Genomic DNA, 15489 nt, shown 5'->3' on the forward strand with positions numbered 1-15489 from the left:
TGGCCGCAGGCTGCTCATTGCTGAACGCCGCGGCCGCGCAGTCCGCGGTGACACCCGCCATCACACCGCCCGCCGCGGCCGCGCCACCTGATGACGGCCAATGGACAATGCCGGCTAAGAATTATGCCTCGACGCGCTACAGCGAACTGGCGGACATTAACGAGGACAATGTCAAGAACCTTCAAGTTGCCTTCACTTTTTCGACCGGAGTGAACAAGGGTCAGGAAGCGGCGCCACTCGTCGTCGGCAACACGATGTATATCGTGACACCTTTTCCAAACATCGTCTACGCGCTCGATCTTTCCAAACCGGGCGCGCCGATGAAATGGAAGTACGAGCCAAATCCTGAGCCTGCCGCGCAGGGCGTTGCCTGCTGCGACGTGGTCAACCGCGGTGCGGTCTTCGCCGACGGGCGCCTCTTCTTCAACACGCTGGATGGTCACACGATCGCGCTGGATGCCGCCACTGGCCAACCGGTGTGGAACGCGCATGTCGGCAACATCAATATCGGCGAGACCATAACCATGGCGCCGCTTGTGGTGAAGGGCAAAGTGCTGGTCGGCAATTCCGGCGGCGAGATGGGTGTGCGCGGCTGGGTCAAGGCGCTGGACGCGGGCGACGGACATGTCGTCTGGACGGCTTACGGCACCGGACCGGACAAGGACGTGCTGATCGGGCGGGATTTCAAGCCGCATTACGACATGGACAAGGGCAAGGACCTTGGCGTGACCACATGGCCGCCGGAAGCCTGGAAGATCGGCGGCGGCAACATGTGGGGCTGGATCTCTTACGATCCGGACCTCAACTTGATCTATCACGGGACCGGCAATCCAGGGCCGTGGAATCCGGACCTTCGGCCCGGCGACAACAAATGGACCTCCGGGATTTTCGCGCGCGATCCCGATACCGGAGCCGCGAAATGGTTCTACCAATGGAGCCCGCACGACCTGCACGACTACGACGGCATCAACGAGCAGATCCTGCTCGATATGAATTGGCAGGGTAAGCCGCGCAAAGTGCTCGTCCGCCCGGAGCGCAACGGCTATCTCTACATTCTGGATCGGACCACCGGGGAAGTCCTGTCAGCGACACCCTATGGGGCCGTCAATTCCAGCAAGGGCGTCGATCTGAAAACCGGGCGCCTGATCGAAAACCCGGACAAGAAAACCGGCACCGGCAGGGTGATCCGGGATATCTGCCCGACAGCATCCGGGCTCAAGGATTGGCAGCCATCTGCGTTCTCGCCGAAGACAGGACTGCTCTACATCCCACACAACAATCTGTGCATGGACGAAGAAGGCCTCGAGGTGAACTACATCGCCGGCACCCCCTATGTCGGCATGAATGTGCGCATGATCCCGGGCCCGGGTGGCAACCGCGGTGCCTTCACCGCCTGGGACATCGCGGCCGCAAAGCCGGCTTGGAACCTTAAAGAGAATTTTCCGGTGTGGAGTGGCGCGGTCGCCACCGCCGGCAACGTCGTGTTCTACGGCACAATGGAGGGCTGGTTCAAAGCTGTGAGCGCAAGGACAGGGGAATTGCTTTGGCAGTTCAAGACCTCGTCCGGGATCATCGGCCAGCCGGTCACCTATCGCGGCCCCGACGGGCACCAATACGTCGCGATCCTGTCGGGCGTCGGCGGTTGGGCCGGCGCGATCGTATCGGGCGACCTCGACCCGCGCGACGCTACCGCCGCGCTCGGCTTCGTCAATGCGATGAAAGACCTGAAGAACGCGACCACGGCGGGAGGCACGCTCTATGTGTTCCGGCTCCCCTGATGCTTTCGAGTTGAAGGCAGTTCGAAGACGCGAGGCGAACGGGCGTCTTGTGGCCGCGGTGGTAGCGTTTGCCTCGCTGCTCTTCGCGGTTGCCGCCGACGCACGTGAACTCAAGGTATGTGCCGACCCTAACAACATGCCGTTTTCCAACGCCGCTGGACAGGGCTTCGAAAACAAGATTGCCCAGATCATCGCCAAAGAGCTGGATGCAAGACTTTCCTATACCTGGTGGGCCCAACGCCGCGGTTTCGTTCGCAACACGCTCAAGGCAGGCCTGTGCGATCTCATACCTGGCACTCCCGCCAATCTCGAAATTCTCCGCGCCACCGCTCCCTATTACCGCTCGACCTATGTCTTCGTGACGCGGCGGGACAGTCCCGAGATCACGTCTTTCAACGATCCACGCCTGCGCACTCTGCGCATCGGCGTGCAGCTCATCGGCGATGACGGGGCCAACTCCCCACCGGCCCAGGCACTCGGCCGCCGCGGCATTGTCGGTCATCTCGTCGGCTATCCAGTCTATGGCGACTATTCGGCTCCCAACCCGCCCGCGCGCATTGTCGAGGCGGTGGCCAGCGGCGAGATCGATGTTGCCGTCGTCTGGGGCCCGCTCGCCGGTTATTTCGCCGCCAAGCAGAAGACACCGCTGCGCATCACGCCCGTGACACCTCGAATCGACGGGCCTCAATTGCCAATGGTCTACGACATCTCCATGGGCGTCCGACGCGGGGACGACGCGCTGCGCGACGAAGTGGATGCAGCCCTTGCCAAGCACAAGGCTGAGATCGACGCGACCCTGGCCCGATACGGTGTGCCGCGCCTTGATATCGGCGGGAGCGCGGACCGATGAGGCGGAGCCTCACCGTGCTCTTGTCGGCGATGCTGGCCCTTGCCGCTTGCCAGCGGGAAGAGCGCGACACACGTCCGCAATCGGCCCTTGGGTCCGGCCAACAGCCAACGCCGGTGACTGCGCTGGAGCCAGGCGGCCAAAGGCCGCTCCCGAGCGACAACAAGGCTGCCAGCTTCGAGGCCAACGCCTTTCATCTCAGCGAGGGCAAGCGCCTGTTCAGCTGGTTCAATTGCTCGGGGTGCCATGCCAATGGCGGCGGCGGCATGGGACCGGCGCTGATGGATGAGAAGTGGGTTTACGGCAGCTCGATCGAGAGTATCCACGCAACGATCCGGGACGGGCGGCCTAACGGCATGCCTAGCTTCCGAAACAAGATACCCGATGATCAGATTTGGGAGCTTGCAGCCTTCGTACGTTCGCTGAGCGGCAACGCCCCCTCCTCCGCCGCACCGCAGCGTAACGACGACATGATGGTCCATCCGTCGGAAAATCGCCTCCCCGATGCCGCGACGCTGGGGAAATCGCCGTGAAACGATTTTTTCCCAAAGCGAGTTGCGCAGCCGCTCTCCTGGCGCTTTCAGGTTGCAGCGGCTGGCAGTCCGCTCTCGATCCGAAAGGCCCGGCCGCAGGCGAGCTCGCCTGGTTGATCTGGTTTTTCACTGCCCTGTGCGCGGCCGTGTGGATGCTGGTGATGGTCGTGCTGGTCGCCACCCTGTTCCAGCGAGTTCGAACAGGAAAAGATCCGCTCGTGCTCGACCTCGCTTCCGAACATCGCAAAATGCGCGTGGTCTTGACCGCGGTTGGGGTGACTGCGGCGATCCTAATTGGGCTGACCCTGCTGAGCTTCTTCGCCAACCGGACCCTTGCCGGGATCGGATCGGACGAGGCGCTGACGGTCCGCGTGACCGGCCACCAATGGTGGTGGGAAGTGCGCTACGAGAATGCTCAGCCAAGCCGCATCCTGACGACGGCGAACGAGATCCATATTCCGGCCGGCGAGCCGGTTCGGCTTCTTTTGAGTTCAACAGACGTAATCCACTCCTTCTGGGTGCCGAGCCTTGCCGGCAAGCTCGACCTCATCCCCGGACATATGAATGTGTTGGACATCAGGGCTGACAAGCCAGGCGTCTATCGTGGTCAATGTGCTGAGTTCTGCGGCGCGCAGCACGCCAACATGGGCACCTTCATCATTGCCGAGCCGCGGCCGCAGTTCGATGCCTGGCTGGACGACCAGTTGCGGCCTGCCGCCGCTCCGACCAATGCCGAAGCCAAGGCCGGCGCGGATCTTTTCCTCCAGCGGCCCTGCGTGATGTGCCACAGGATCGGCGGCACACCCGCAGGCGGCACGGTAGCGCCCGATCTTACCCATATAGCCAGCCGGCAAACTCTCGCAGCCGGAACGCTGACGATGAGCCGCGGCAATCTCGCCGCTTGGATCGCCGATCCGCAAGGCATCAAGCCCGGCTCCCACATGCCTGTAATGGCTCTCAATGGCGACGAGCTCAATGCCATCGTCGCTTACCTCGAGGGGCTGAAATGACCAGCGCCGACCTGACGAGCGGACGCGACCTGCGGGCGGAAGCCCAAGCAAAGGGAGATCTCGCTCCCGAGCATGACGGACCGCGCGATACCGGCATGGAGGAAGCCGACCTCCAGCGGCGGCTGGAGCGCACCTGGCGTACGCCCCCCGGCATCGTCGGCGCGCTTTCGAGCGTCGACCACAAGGTGATCGCCAGGCGCTATCTGATCACTGCCTTTATCTTTCTGTGTCTGGGCGGGCTCAACGCAGTGGCTATGCGTGTTCAGCTCTCGGGACCACAGCGTGGGCTGATCGGGCCGGACCTCTACAACCAGCTGTTTACCATGCACGGCGTCACGATGATGTTCCTGTTCGCGGTACCGATCGTGCAGGCGACCGGCATTTATCTCGTGCCGCTGATGGTCGGCACCCGCAACATTGCGTTTCCGCGGCTGAATGCGTTCAGTTACTGGGTCTATGTTTCGGGCGGCCTGTTCGCCTGGGTGTCTTTCGCTCTCAACATGGCGCCGGACGTCGGCTGGTTCGCCTATGTGCCGCTGTCCGGTCCCGAATTCGCCCCTGGCAAGCGCGCCGACGTCTGGGCGCAGATGATTACCTATACCGAGGTGTCTTCACTGGCTGTGGCAGTGGCGACGATCGTCACGATCTTGAAGCAGCGTGCTCCCGGCATGTCGCTGGACAAGATCCCGCTATACGTCTGGGCGATGCTGGTCACCTCCTTTGTCGTCGTCTTCGCAATGCCGGCGGTGATGATCACCTCGACATTCCTGATCCTCGACAGGCTGGTCGGCACACACATCTTCAACCCGGCCGAAGGCGGTGATGCCTTGCTGTTCCAGCATCTGTTCTGGTTCTTCGGTCACCCCGAGGTCTACATCATCTTCCTGCCGGCGACCGGCATGGTCTCCTCGATCATCCCGGCTTTCGCCCGCCGACCGGTGTTCGGCCATCTCGGCATGGTTCTGTCGTTGATCGCGGTCGGCTTCCTGTCCTTTGGCCTGTGGGTCCACCATATGTTCGCGACAGGCCTGCCCAAGCTCGGCGCCAGCTTCTTCACCGCTTCCAGCATGATGATCGCTATTCCCAACGGCGTACAGATCTTCTGCTGGCTGGCAACGATGTGGGACGGCAGACCGGTGATCCGCACGCCAATGTTGTTCGTGTTCGGCTTCTTCTTCATCTTCGTCATCGGCGGTCTCACCGGCGTCATGCTGGCCTCCGTGCCGCTGGATCTGCAGGTGCACGACACCTACTTCGTCGTCGCGCATTTCCACTATGTGCTGATCGGCGGATCGGTATTCCCGCTGCTGGGTGCGGCCTATTTCTGGTTTCCTAAAATCACCGGCCGAATGATGAGCGAGCGCCTGGGCCGCTTGCATTTCTGGCTGGCCTTCATTGGCTTCAACGCCGCCTTTTTCCCGATGCACATCGTGGGGCTGTGGGGCATGCCGCGACGGGTCTACACCTATCCGGCCGAGCTTGGCTGGGGGAACATCAACCTGTTCATAACAGCAGGCGCGGTGGTCTTCTTCCTGAGTTTCGTCCTGTTCACCTTCAATCTTGTGCATGGCGCGTTGAAAGGCGCAGCGGCAGGCAACAATCCCTGGGAGGCCGGCACCCTGGAATGGGCAACGCCCTCGCCGCCGCCGAGCTATAATTTCGCGCGCATTCCGGTCGTCACCAACGCGGAGCCACTCTGGGCCGAGCGCGACGCTCTTCCCGTAGCGACCGGGCTTCGCGTCGACGCGCGCGAGCTGCTGGTCTCGACAGTCGCTGAAGCCCATCCCGACATTCGCGAGAAATCGGCGACACCGTCGATCTGGCCGCTCTTTGCAGCGTTCGCCGTAGGCGGCACGTTTCTCTATTCGATCTTCACCCCCTGGGCCATCGTGTGGGGCGCCCTGCCAATCGCCGTCACCTTGATCGGCTGGTTCTGGCCAAAAGGTGATCCGGAGGACGAGGAATGAACGAGCGTCCCGTCACAGATGTTTCCGGTCTCCCCACCTTTGGGCATGGTCCGCGCAGCCCGACCTGGTGGGGCACGCTCGCTTTCATGGCTCTGGAGGGCACCGGCTTTGCGCTCGCCGCAGCCGCCTATCTCTACTTGGCGGTCTCTTGGCCTGAATGGCCGTTGAGTGCACCGCAGCCGAACCATTGGCCAGGAACGATCGTCACGCTGCTGCTGATCGCCAGCCTGGTGCCGAACCACATCCTCGATCGCTATGCCAAGCAATGCGCCATCGTGCCGGTGCGGATCGGACTGGTTGTCATGTCGCTGCTCGGCCTCGCCCCGCTCCTTGTGCGCTGGTTCGAGTTTCCGGCCTTGAACGTTTACTGGGATACGAACGCCTACGGCTCGATGCTTTGGGTGCTGCTCGGGCTCCACACCACGCATCTGATAACAGATGTCGGCGATACGATCGTGCTGACGGTGCTGATGTTCACGCGCCATGGCTATAGCGGGCGACGCTTCGGCGACGTCGGCGACAATGTTTTCTATTGGGATTTCGTGGTCGCAACCTGGCTTCCGATCTATCTGCTGATCTACTGGGTACCGAGGCTCGGCTGACATGCGCGCGGTCCGGTTGGGAACTTCCTGGGGTGGGCTTTTGTCGGGCCCGTTGGCTTGGGCGGTCTCGACGCAACTGAACTACTCGCTGGTTCCCTGGCAATGCAATCACCAGGTGCCGGTCGTGCTTCCCTTAGCGTTGCTGCTGGCCTTGTTCTCGCTTCTGGGCGGTGCTCTGTCCTGGCAGGCAAAGCGGCAAGGCGGCGCTGCTTTCAAAGCAGAACGCACGCGCGGTACCGAGCATTTCGTCGCCGATCTCGGCATGCTGGCGGCTCTCCTGTTTGCACTGGTCATCATCATGCAGGGAAGCGCCGCACTTATCCTGGACGAGTGTCTGCGATGAACCTGGCCACTCTCTTCTCCACCTCGATCTGCTATGGCTCCGGCGCGCCCGAGGCCGGATGGACACTTGCGCTTCACATCACGGCCCCGCTGACGGCCGTCGCGCTCATCTACATGGCCGGTGCGATGCGGCTGTGGCGCCGCAGCACTCGCGGCCGTCCGCTACGGATGCGTCAGGCGCTGCTGTTTGCCGCCGGCTGGAGCGTACTGACGGCAGCGTTGGTCAGTCCGATCCATGCTCTCGGCGAGCGGCTGTTTGTCGCGCACATGATCGAGCACGAGTTGCTGATGGCAGTGGCGGCGCCGCTGCTGGTCATCGCCTGCCCCGCCCCTGCTCTGCTGTGGGCATTTCCCGTAACGTTTCGGCGTGCCCTGGGTATGGTTGGGCATGGCAAATCGCTGCGAGCGCTCTGGACCTTTGCGAGCCGGCCTGTCACCGCAACGATTGTTCACGGGATCGCGATATGGGTGTGGCACATTCCGGTCCTGTTTGAGGCAGCGCTCGAGCATGGCGTGCTGCACTATGCCCAACATGCGAGCTTCCTCGGCACAGGCCTGCTCTTCTGGTGGGCGTTGCTGCCGCGCCCAAGCCAACAGCAGACCTATGGAAATGCCGTGATGCATCTTTTCTTCACCTCCCTGCACACCGGCCTGCTCGGCGTCCTGCTTCTTCTATCGCCGAAGCTCTGGTACCCGGAGAATGCTGCCGGGGCGGCAGTGTGGAATTTAAGCCCGATCGAGGACCAGCAGCTTGCCGGGCTCGTTATGTGGGTCCCGGCCGGCCTTATCTATGGCGGGGCAGCGCTATTGCTGGCCGGCCTCTGGATAACAACGAGCGGAACCAGGAAGGTCGCGCATGCGCCCTGGCCCATCTAAATTGATCATCGCCGTGTGCATTCTGCTGGTCGTCGCGGGCGGCGCGCTCGCATTGTGGGCCGACCGAGCCCGTCGGGTGCAGCAAGAGGCGGATGCCGCTACCGGCGGCGTCGGTGCACGTGCGATACCGATCATGCTGGCGAATGGCTGCGCCGGCTGCCACACCATCACCGGTGTACCCGGTGCGGTAGGCCACGTCGGCCCACGCCTGGACGCCAGTCTATCTGACAGGATCTATGTTGGCGGTGTGCTGGCTAACAATCCGGAGAACATGATCCACTGGATACGGTCAGCAAGGGACATCAATCCGCACACCGCCATGCCCTCCACCGGCATCACCGAGCAGCAAGCGCGTGACATCGCCGCCTATCTCTATGCTTTGAGATAGACCAGTCTCGCCGCCTCGGCGGGACCACGGGCTGCGCCCAGGACCATAGCCGACCGACGGGGGAACAAAGCTGCCCGATTATGGTTTGGACAGCAGCCGGCGCAGTACAAATTCAAGTCCGCCGTGCTGCTGGGTCATAAGCCCCAGCCAAGAGCCCGCTTCCCCCTCCCTCAAGAGCGGGCTCTTTCCTTGTGGATCGATGCGGAGCGATCAGGGGCGTGGACTGAGGCGACATGAAGCAACTTCTGTCAGATCTCGCCGCAATGGCCGAACCCGGCTTCTGGATCGCCTTGGGGCTTTTAGCCCTGCCTTACTCCGTGGGAGTAATCTTCCTGATCAAGACATGCCACTGCCTCTGATCGCCCAGCCTTCCGGTCGTACGGGCTTTATTACCTGCCAGCGCAAGATGTGAGTGACCATCACGGATCGTCGCCGAGCGAGAGCGTGCAGGCCATCCGCGCCGCTCGAACACCCATAGGGCTGCCGACCACGCGTTGGAGGAGTTGCCGGGGAACCATGCATTGCCGCGGAGGAGCCTTCCGCACTTGTATGTCGCCTTCGGTGGGCCCTGAACGATGCGCGGAAGCGCGCGTTCACAGCATCGAACTGGCCGGTTGAGCATACCGCGACGTTGGTCGAAGAATCCGGATTGCGGCGAGCACATTTCTCCCCTTTTTCGGTCACATTTTATCGGGGCGGATCCCACTCACACCGATGCGGCAACCATCGAGTCCGAGGAGACACTGGACAAGTCGTTCTGTTGCTGGCGGCGAAACCAGTCCAGGGTGAGGCGCACACCCTCTTCAAGAGGTATTTGACAGGCCCAGCCGGGGATGATCCTCCGCGCTAGGGTTAAGTCCGGACAGCGGTTCGTCGGATCTTGGGGGATCGGATCAACATGCACGATTTTGGTGCCTGGCACCAAGCCAGCGACGTAACGGGCAACATCGACAACGGAAATCTCACGATCGTTTCCGATGTTCAGGGGACCAATATAACCATGCTCCTTCCCCCAGAAGAATTGTTCTAGGCCGTCCACGATATCGCTGACGTATCCCCAACTCCGCGACTGCAAGCCGTCGCCAAAAACGATTATAGGTTTGCCGAACAGCGCATTCGTGATGAAATTTGATACTGCACGTCCATCGTCAGGTCGTGTCCTAGGTCCGTAGACGTTGAACAATCTTGCAACTCGAATGTCGAGCCCGCTCAATCGGTTACTCTCAAAAAGCAGGGCCTCGGCGCAACGCTTACCTTCGTCATACGATGAACGCGGCCCGGTGCAATCAACGGAGCCCCTATAAGTTTCCGGTTGCGGCGTTACCAGCGGATCGCCGTAAACCTCAGACGTGGACGTGAAACAGAAGCGGCCCCCGGCGCGAAGAAGGGTCAGAAGCCGCATAGTTCCTATTACGTTGGCCGAGATGGTTCGTACCGGATCTTGCATATACCAGGGAGGCGAAGCAGGCGAGGCGAGATGATAGATCTCGTCAAAAAGGCTCCCCTGCTGAAAATCTTCAACAGCCACATCTATCACGACCAAGCGAGGGTCGGCGATATGATCCAGATTGGCACGCGTACCAGTCCAGAAATTGTCAACAGCAACAATTCGATTGATTTCTTGCCTTAACAACAGTCGATCAACCAGGTGGGATCCGATGAACCCGGCTGCTCCCGCGACAAGAACACTTTTCATTTCCGACCCAAAGCTTTGCAGCTTGCTCAGGAGCTATGAACGCTGACTCGTCAAGCCGTCTGAATTTCCAATGAGATGTCACTCCCTCCACGCAATGATGGTTCGCGCAACGCGCATCGCCCGAACAACCCTAATCCGCGCAAATAGTACCACCCCATTGGACAATGGCACATCTTAAGGACCCTGTCACCAGCGGTGCAGTGCATACACTACACTGTAAAAACGACAGATTTCTGTAGCCTGACTATCTTCGATGGGCATAACATCACCACAAGTTCAATGGGAAATGTATCCTCGACAAACCCAGCACAGGTGGGAGAGTAGCGGTAGAAACTCAGACGGCCCGGGCAGGTGTTCGTTCGCATCCGGATCGAACGTAAAGTCCGTGTGCGAGAAATGCCCTCCTTCTTATCGAACAACGGGGATATGTGGCGCGATCTCGCGCCCCCGGAGGATCTGGTCGAGCATTAAGGGCGGCTGCTTGCGCTCTCGAATGGTGAGGTTCGTGGAACGGCAGGCACCATCAAAAGTGCTGATTGCACTGCGCGGAAATGTAGGCCTCAATGGGGCTGTCAAGGGAGGCGGACGCCATCATCGTGTCAGATCGGACAGGCGCGCAATCAGCTGTCGTGACAATCATCGATCCGTCCCGCAAGCGAGGACTGTTCGAACCTTCCGAGCTTTGGCGATATCGGGAAGTTGTGTTCTTCCTGGCCTGGCGTGATTTCAAGGTCAAATACCGGCAGACTTATCTGGGCATCCTTTGGGCAATGCTGCAGCCGCTCGTTGCTATGTCGGTCTTCAGCATCTTCTTCGGCAAGCTCGCAGGCATTTCGTCCAACGGCGCGCCATACCCGCTATTTGTTCTGTGTGGGCTTGTGCCATGGAGTTTTTTTTCGCGAGCCGTCGCCAGCATGACGGGCAGCCTCGTCAGAAACCAGGAACTGGTGAAACGCGTCTATTTCCCGCGTCTGATCATTCCCATCTCCACGATGGCCTCATGCCTGACCGATATGCTCGTCGGCTTCGCTCTTTTGTTCGCCGCCATGCTGGCATTCGGAAGCTGGCCGGCACCACAAGCAGTCTTCTTGCCGCTGTTCGTGCTCGTAATGGCTGCGTCAGCGACTGGAGTGGGCGTGGCATTGTCGGCGATCAACGTTCGCTTTCGCGATGTGGGCTATCTGTTGCCGTTCAGCCTTCAGATACTTCTGTTCATGACCCCGATCGTGTACCCAGCCAATCTCGTCCCTCAATTGTGGCGGCCGCTTTATAGTCTGAACCCAATGGTTGGGACAGTCGAGGCCATCCGCTGGAGCGTGCTGGGCACGCCTGCGGACTGGCTCATGATCTCGATATCAACGCTCTCCTCGCTAGCCCTTCTCGTTGCCGGACTGACTATCTTCTCAAAATCCGAACGCGCGTTTCCGGACCTGATCTGAGTGATGACCGACATCGTGATCCAGGCTGCCAATCTCTCCAAGGCGTATAGACTTGGTGTGGCGAACAACAGCTTCCCCACGCTGCGAGACGCGCTCGCCAGCAAAAGGCGGGGTCTTCGCGGGGAGGCCGATACAAGCCACCGCAAAGGTGCGGACGAGCCGTTCTGGGCGTTGAAAAACGTCTCCTTCGAGGTGCACGCAGGCGAAGTCCTTGCCGTGATCGGTCCCAACGGTGCAGGAAAGAGCACCATTCTCAAGATACTGGCGAAGATCGTGGAGCCGACTTCCGGCCGCGCGACGATACATGGACGGCTGGGAGCTTTGCTGGAGGTCGGCACGGGGTTCCATGCCGAACTGACCGGCCGTGAGAACATTTATCTCAACGGGGCCATACTCGGCATGCGGCGCATCGAGATCAATTCCAAGCTTGACGAGATCGTGGATTTCTCCGGGGTCGAGCCGTTTCTCGATACGCCTGTCAAACGATACTCAAGCGGCATGTACTTGCGTCTGGCCTTCGCGATTGCCGCCCACGTCAATCCCGACATTCTGGTGGTCGATGAGGTCTTGGCCGTCGGCGATGCCACGTTCCAGAAGAAATGCATCGCCAAGGCAGCGAGCATCGCCGGGACAGGCCGCACCGTGCTGATCGTCAGTCACCAGATGCCGGTTCTGCAGCGACTTTGCACCCGCGCAATCCTTATCGACGGCGGGATGATCCAGGCGGACGGTCCGACTCAGGACGTGGTCCGGGATTATCTCCAGACGCTTGAGGCCCGCGCAGGAACCGATCTGAGTGTGCGATCCACGCGCACCGGGCGCGGCCGCCTCCGTGTGGTCGGCATCGAAGTTTTCAATGAAATGGGTCCCGTCGCGTCCGGGCAGCCGGCAACTTTTCGGCTTCAGGTTGATGGGCCGCGCGAAACATTGCAGTGCCTTGTGACTATCATTGATGATCTCGGGGATCCTGTGACCTCATTTGATAGCCGGGAGCATTCCCTGCATGACCGTCACGGCGAAGTCTACACGGTACATGTGGACAGCCTTATGCTGAGACCAGGGCGCTACAGGATTGACGTAGCGCTGGTGGCGGACGACAGGGTGGTCGAAGACCATGTCGAGACGGCCGCTGTGTTCGATGTCATGCCCGGTTTGCTCGACGATCGACCGGTCAGCGCCCAGCCTGGCTTTGGCAATGTCAGCTTCCCGCATCGATGGGTGGTCAGGAAGTGACGCCTGTTTTCACCTGGCCACGTGCGCAAGCTGTCGCCGAATCCTGCGCCGCTGCTTTGCTGTCCACATCATGATCTTCAGGGCAAGCCGTTCGGCTTTGCTTCCGATCGTTGCAGGCGTGACATAGGGCGCGCGTGCCAGCCGCAGCGCCAATTGGAGGCGGGAATCCCGCGTTCCACTTTCCATCATATGCTCCGCGATCCAGTCCAGAAAAGCGGCGCGGGCGGGGTGTTTCCCCATCCGATCGTAGAGCCCTCGCTGAGTGGCAATCGCCGAGGCCGAACTGGAATGTTGCCGGTAACGTGCGAGAGTTACAGGAGTGATAAAGGCTGGGAATCGCAGGAATAGCTTCGCCCACAGAGCCTGGTCTTCATAGAGCTCAAAGTGCTCCTCAAAGCCACCAACCGTGCTAACCGCGCTTCTCCGCAAGAGCACGGAACAGGTACACGGAACGTGGCCGTCCTGCATCAGCAGCAGCCGACCCAAAAGCCGGGGGGGCTGATGTAAGCGTGCGGCAAGTCCATCCGTCGGCTCGACCCAGTCGGAGCGCGCTCCATCCGGGTACCACCATTTGGTCGGCCCGAAAATCATTGCGGCATCCGGGTTGGCATCGGCTGCCGCCAGGACCGTCTGCAGCATATGCGGCTCGTACAAATCATCTGCATCCAGGAAGGCAAGCAAATCGCCGCAGCTGGCCGCTATTCCGGCGTTTCTCGCTGCCGCGGCGCCACGCTTGGATCCGGGAGGCCTGCGCAGCACCTTAATTCGAGGATCGATTGCCGCGGCATCATTGGCGATCCTGATACTGTCGTCCGTCGAATTGTCGTCAACCAGCAAGAGCTCCCAATCTGCAATCGTCTGGGCCCGGACGCTGGCGATCGCTTCACCCAGATTTGACGCCGCATTGAGGAAGGGGGTTATGATCGTCACCCGCGGCACGGAAGTCATCGCTGCAGCCGTCTTACGATGCTTCGCTTGCTCGTCTTCCAGGTTTCGCGCGCGAGCACTTTCCAGATTGCGGAACGAATGCGGAAGGAGGCGCCCTGATCCGCCATCACCCCATTCAGCCATCTGAGAAACATGATACGCGCGGCTTCGTCAGCGCCTGCCCTGGCAGAAGCGGCAGAGCAGCTTTCGACGTGCTGGCGGTATCTCGCCCAGGTCTGGCCGGACACGTAGACGGGCGCGAATGCGAGCGCCTTCGCAAAGAAGGTCTGGTCTTCGAACATCAGGCGGAAGCTGTTCTCGAATCCCCCGAGCGTTGCCAACAAACTTGAACGCATCAGGGCGTTGCAAGTTGTCGGCGTCTGGGCTTGGTTCTGCAGCAGCAGTTCCAGCAGCACGGGCGGATCGTATCGGGCGTTCGGTTCGACTCCGAGCGGGTAATAGTAGTCCGCACGACCAGCAAGCTTTGCCCAGCTATGCCAGATCAACGTCCGGCCGTAGATTAGACCGAGCGCCGGATCGTTTTCCATGATGGAGACTTGTTCGGACAGCTTTTCGGGCAGCCATGTATCGTCTGCATCGAGAAACGCGACATAGGCGCCCCGCGCCTCGGCCAGCCCGCGGTTGCGCGACGCGCTGATACCATGATTGCCCTTGTCGGGATGGGAGAGTAGTCGCACCTTGCCTGGCAAGCGCTGCGCATAGTCGCGCACGATGACAGATGAACGGTCCGTCGAGCCATCGTCGACGACGAGGAGTTCCCAGTCGGTGAAGCTTTGACCTACAACGCTGTCAATAGCTTCCCGGAGGTATCTCTCGCCGTTGAACACGACGATGATTGCCGTGACGCGCGGTTCTCGGCATGCATGGTCAGCCATGGCAAAGGACCGCGCGCCGGAACTCTCTCTCACCCCAATCAGCGACCGTGACCCGCGGCAGTCGGAAGGGGTCGACCCTGAGCCCAGCTTCACGCGGCAGGGTGGTTACTGCATAGTCCATGCCAGCAGATTTTACCGCTTCGGCGGTGCTGTCGTCGAAGTCTCCGAAGGGGTATGCGAATCCCGCCACCCTCCGCCCTGTAATCTCTTCGCATTGTTGGCGGCTAGCAGAGATCTCGCGTTCAAGACTGTCCCGTTTCAGCAACGGCAGGGATGGATGCGTGCAGGTGTGGGCACCGATCGAAACGCCATCGGTGTCGGCGAGATGCCGCAGCTCCGAATGAGTCATGGCGCGGTCACACCTTCGGGGGCTGGCGTCGGTTCCTGCCCATCTTGCCAGCTGCTGCAGCGCCCTCCTCCGTTCGTGTACTCTCAACGGCTTCAGCAGTGCGTGCAAGCCGAAATGGAGCGCCGTGCGGCTGATGACGAGATTCGATTTCGCGCGCGTGGCGTCCTCCGTCACGAGCCAATCATAGTTTCGGCCTGCGATCTGGATCGCGAGCCTCTCCGGGAGAGCAGGCGTTTCCAAAGTGATGCGCGACAGAATATCCCACCAGAACACTGAGGGGTCGCTGAGCGCGTGGGTAGTGACGAAGACGGTCACAGGAGCGTTCATGCGTAGCATGACCGGCACGGCATTTTGCACGACATCCGCATAACCGTCGTCAAAGGTAACTGCCGCGGCATTTCTCGCTGGCTTTCCGTCCCGAAGCCGTTGTGCCAGCCATTGCAGGGGAACAATATCGCGCGCCTTTGTCAGGATTTCGATTTGGCGTGCGAAATTTTGTGGCGAGACCGAGAGTTCCCAAGGATCGACGCGTGGTTCTCCGACGCGATGATACATCAGCACGAGCGGCCGGTTGTAACCGGCAAGCAATCGGCCCCGTCGCAGGAG

15 protein-coding genes are annotated in these 15489 nt (G+C 60.8%); 11 read left to right on the forward strand and 4 right to left on the reverse strand.

The features are described from left to right. Positions 1 to 17: 17 nt before the first annotated feature. Genes FJ940_RS19490 through FJ940_RS19530 form a run of 9 tightly spaced genes read left to right on the forward strand, consistent with a single transcriptional unit; the run spans position 18 to position 8343 of the window. The gene (locus FJ940_RS19490; RefSeq protein WP_348641157.1) at positions 18 to 1778 is read left to right on the forward strand and encodes a methanol/ethanol family PQQ-dependent dehydrogenase; all 1761 of its coding nucleotides are present in this window, start codon (positions 18 to 20) and stop codon (positions 1776 to 1778) included. 49 nt (positions 1779 to 1827) lie between these two features. Beyond that, on the forward strand, positions 1828 to 2628 hold the full coding sequence (locus FJ940_RS19495; RefSeq protein ID WP_281405882.1) for a substrate-binding domain-containing protein: 801 nt from the start codon (positions 1828 to 1830) through the stop codon (positions 2626 to 2628). Beyond that, positions 2625 to 3158, forward strand: a complete 534-nt coding sequence (locus FJ940_RS19500; RefSeq protein ID WP_140657558.1) for a c-type cytochrome — start codon at positions 2625 to 2627, stop codon at positions 3156 to 3158. Before FJ940_RS19495 ends, FJ940_RS19500 begins: the two co-directional genes overlap by 4 nt. After that, positions 3155 to 4168: a cytochrome c oxidase subunit II gene (coxB, locus tag FJ940_RS19505; RefSeq protein ID WP_140559928.1), complete on the forward strand. Its 1014-nt coding sequence runs from the start codon at positions 3155 to 3157 to the stop codon at positions 4166 to 4168. The genes FJ940_RS19500 and coxB overlap by 4 nt, the downstream gene beginning before the upstream one ends. After that, positions 4165 to 6135 (forward strand): cytochrome c oxidase subunit I, encoded by a 1971-nt coding sequence (ctaD, locus tag FJ940_RS19510; protein ID WP_140657560.1) that lies wholly within the window; start codon positions 4165 to 4167, stop codon positions 6133 to 6135. Before coxB ends, ctaD begins: the two co-directional genes overlap by 4 nt. Beyond that, positions 6132 to 6737, forward strand: coding sequence for a cytochrome c oxidase subunit 3 (locus FJ940_RS19515; protein ID WP_140500655.1), 606 nt, complete (start codon positions 6132 to 6134; stop codon positions 6735 to 6737). The genes ctaD and FJ940_RS19515 overlap by 4 nt, the downstream gene beginning before the upstream one ends. 1 nt (position 6738) lies before the next feature. After that, the gene (locus FJ940_RS19520; RefSeq protein WP_140500656.1) at positions 6739 to 7080 is read left to right on the forward strand and encodes a hypothetical protein; all 342 of its coding nucleotides are present in this window, start codon (positions 6739 to 6741) and stop codon (positions 7078 to 7080) included. Continuing rightward, positions 7077 to 7955 (forward strand): cytochrome c oxidase assembly protein, encoded by an 879-nt coding sequence (locus FJ940_RS19525; RefSeq protein ID WP_140657562.1) that lies wholly within the window; start codon positions 7077 to 7079, stop codon positions 7953 to 7955. The genes FJ940_RS19520 and FJ940_RS19525 overlap by 4 nt, the downstream gene beginning before the upstream one ends. A 1-nt stretch (position 7956) precedes the next feature. Further along, on the forward strand, positions 7957 to 8343 hold the full coding sequence (locus FJ940_RS19530) for a c-type cytochrome (protein ID WP_226880554.1): 387 nt from the start codon (positions 7957 to 7959) through the stop codon (positions 8341 to 8343). Positions 8344 to 9049: 706 nt separating this feature from the next. Here the strand turns inward: FJ940_RS19530 and FJ940_RS19535 are convergent. Then, a complete protein-coding gene (locus FJ940_RS19535) occupies positions 9050 to 10039 on the reverse strand; it encodes an NAD-dependent epimerase/dehydratase family protein (protein ID WP_140558719.1) in 990 nt (329 codons plus the stop codon). 629 nt (positions 10040 to 10668) lie between these two features. Between FJ940_RS19535 and FJ940_RS19540 the strand changes: the two genes are divergently transcribed. After that, positions 10669 to 11478: an ABC transporter permease gene (locus FJ940_RS19540; protein ID WP_181168455.1), complete on the forward strand. Its 810-nt coding sequence runs from the start codon at positions 10669 to 10671 to the stop codon at positions 11476 to 11478. A gap of 3 nt (positions 11479 to 11481) precedes the next feature. Then, positions 11482 to 12711: an ABC transporter ATP-binding protein gene (locus FJ940_RS19545; protein ID WP_140558720.1), complete on the forward strand. Its 1230-nt coding sequence runs from the start codon at positions 11482 to 11484 to the stop codon at positions 12709 to 12711. Positions 12712 to 12720: 9 nt separating this feature from the next. Here the strand turns inward: FJ940_RS19545 and FJ940_RS19550 are convergent, their stop codons facing one another. Genes FJ940_RS19550 through FJ940_RS19560 form a run of 3 tightly spaced genes read right to left on the reverse strand, consistent with a single transcriptional unit; the run spans position 12721 to position 15471 of the window. After that, positions 12721 to 13659: a glycosyltransferase gene (locus FJ940_RS19550; protein ID WP_181169963.1), complete on the reverse strand. Its 939-nt coding sequence runs from the start codon at positions 13657 to 13659 to the stop codon at positions 12721 to 12723. Then, on the reverse strand, positions 13656 to 14534 hold the full coding sequence (locus FJ940_RS19555) for a glycosyltransferase (protein ID WP_140657566.1): 879 nt from the start codon (positions 14532 to 14534) through the stop codon (positions 13656 to 13658). The genes FJ940_RS19550 and FJ940_RS19555 overlap by 4 nt, the downstream gene beginning before the upstream one ends. Continuing rightward, on the reverse strand, positions 14527 to 15471 hold the full coding sequence (locus FJ940_RS19560; protein WP_181171785.1) for a polysaccharide deacetylase family protein: 945 nt from the start codon (positions 15469 to 15471) through the stop codon (positions 14527 to 14529). The genes FJ940_RS19555 and FJ940_RS19560 overlap by 8 nt, the downstream gene beginning before the upstream one ends. Between the last annotated feature and the right edge of the window lie 18 nt (positions 15472 to 15489).

The organism is Mesorhizobium sp. B2-3-7 (assembly GCF_006442695.1).
In the GTDB taxonomy this organism is placed as follows: Bacteria; Pseudomonadota; Alphaproteobacteria; order Rhizobiales; family Rhizobiaceae; genus Mesorhizobium.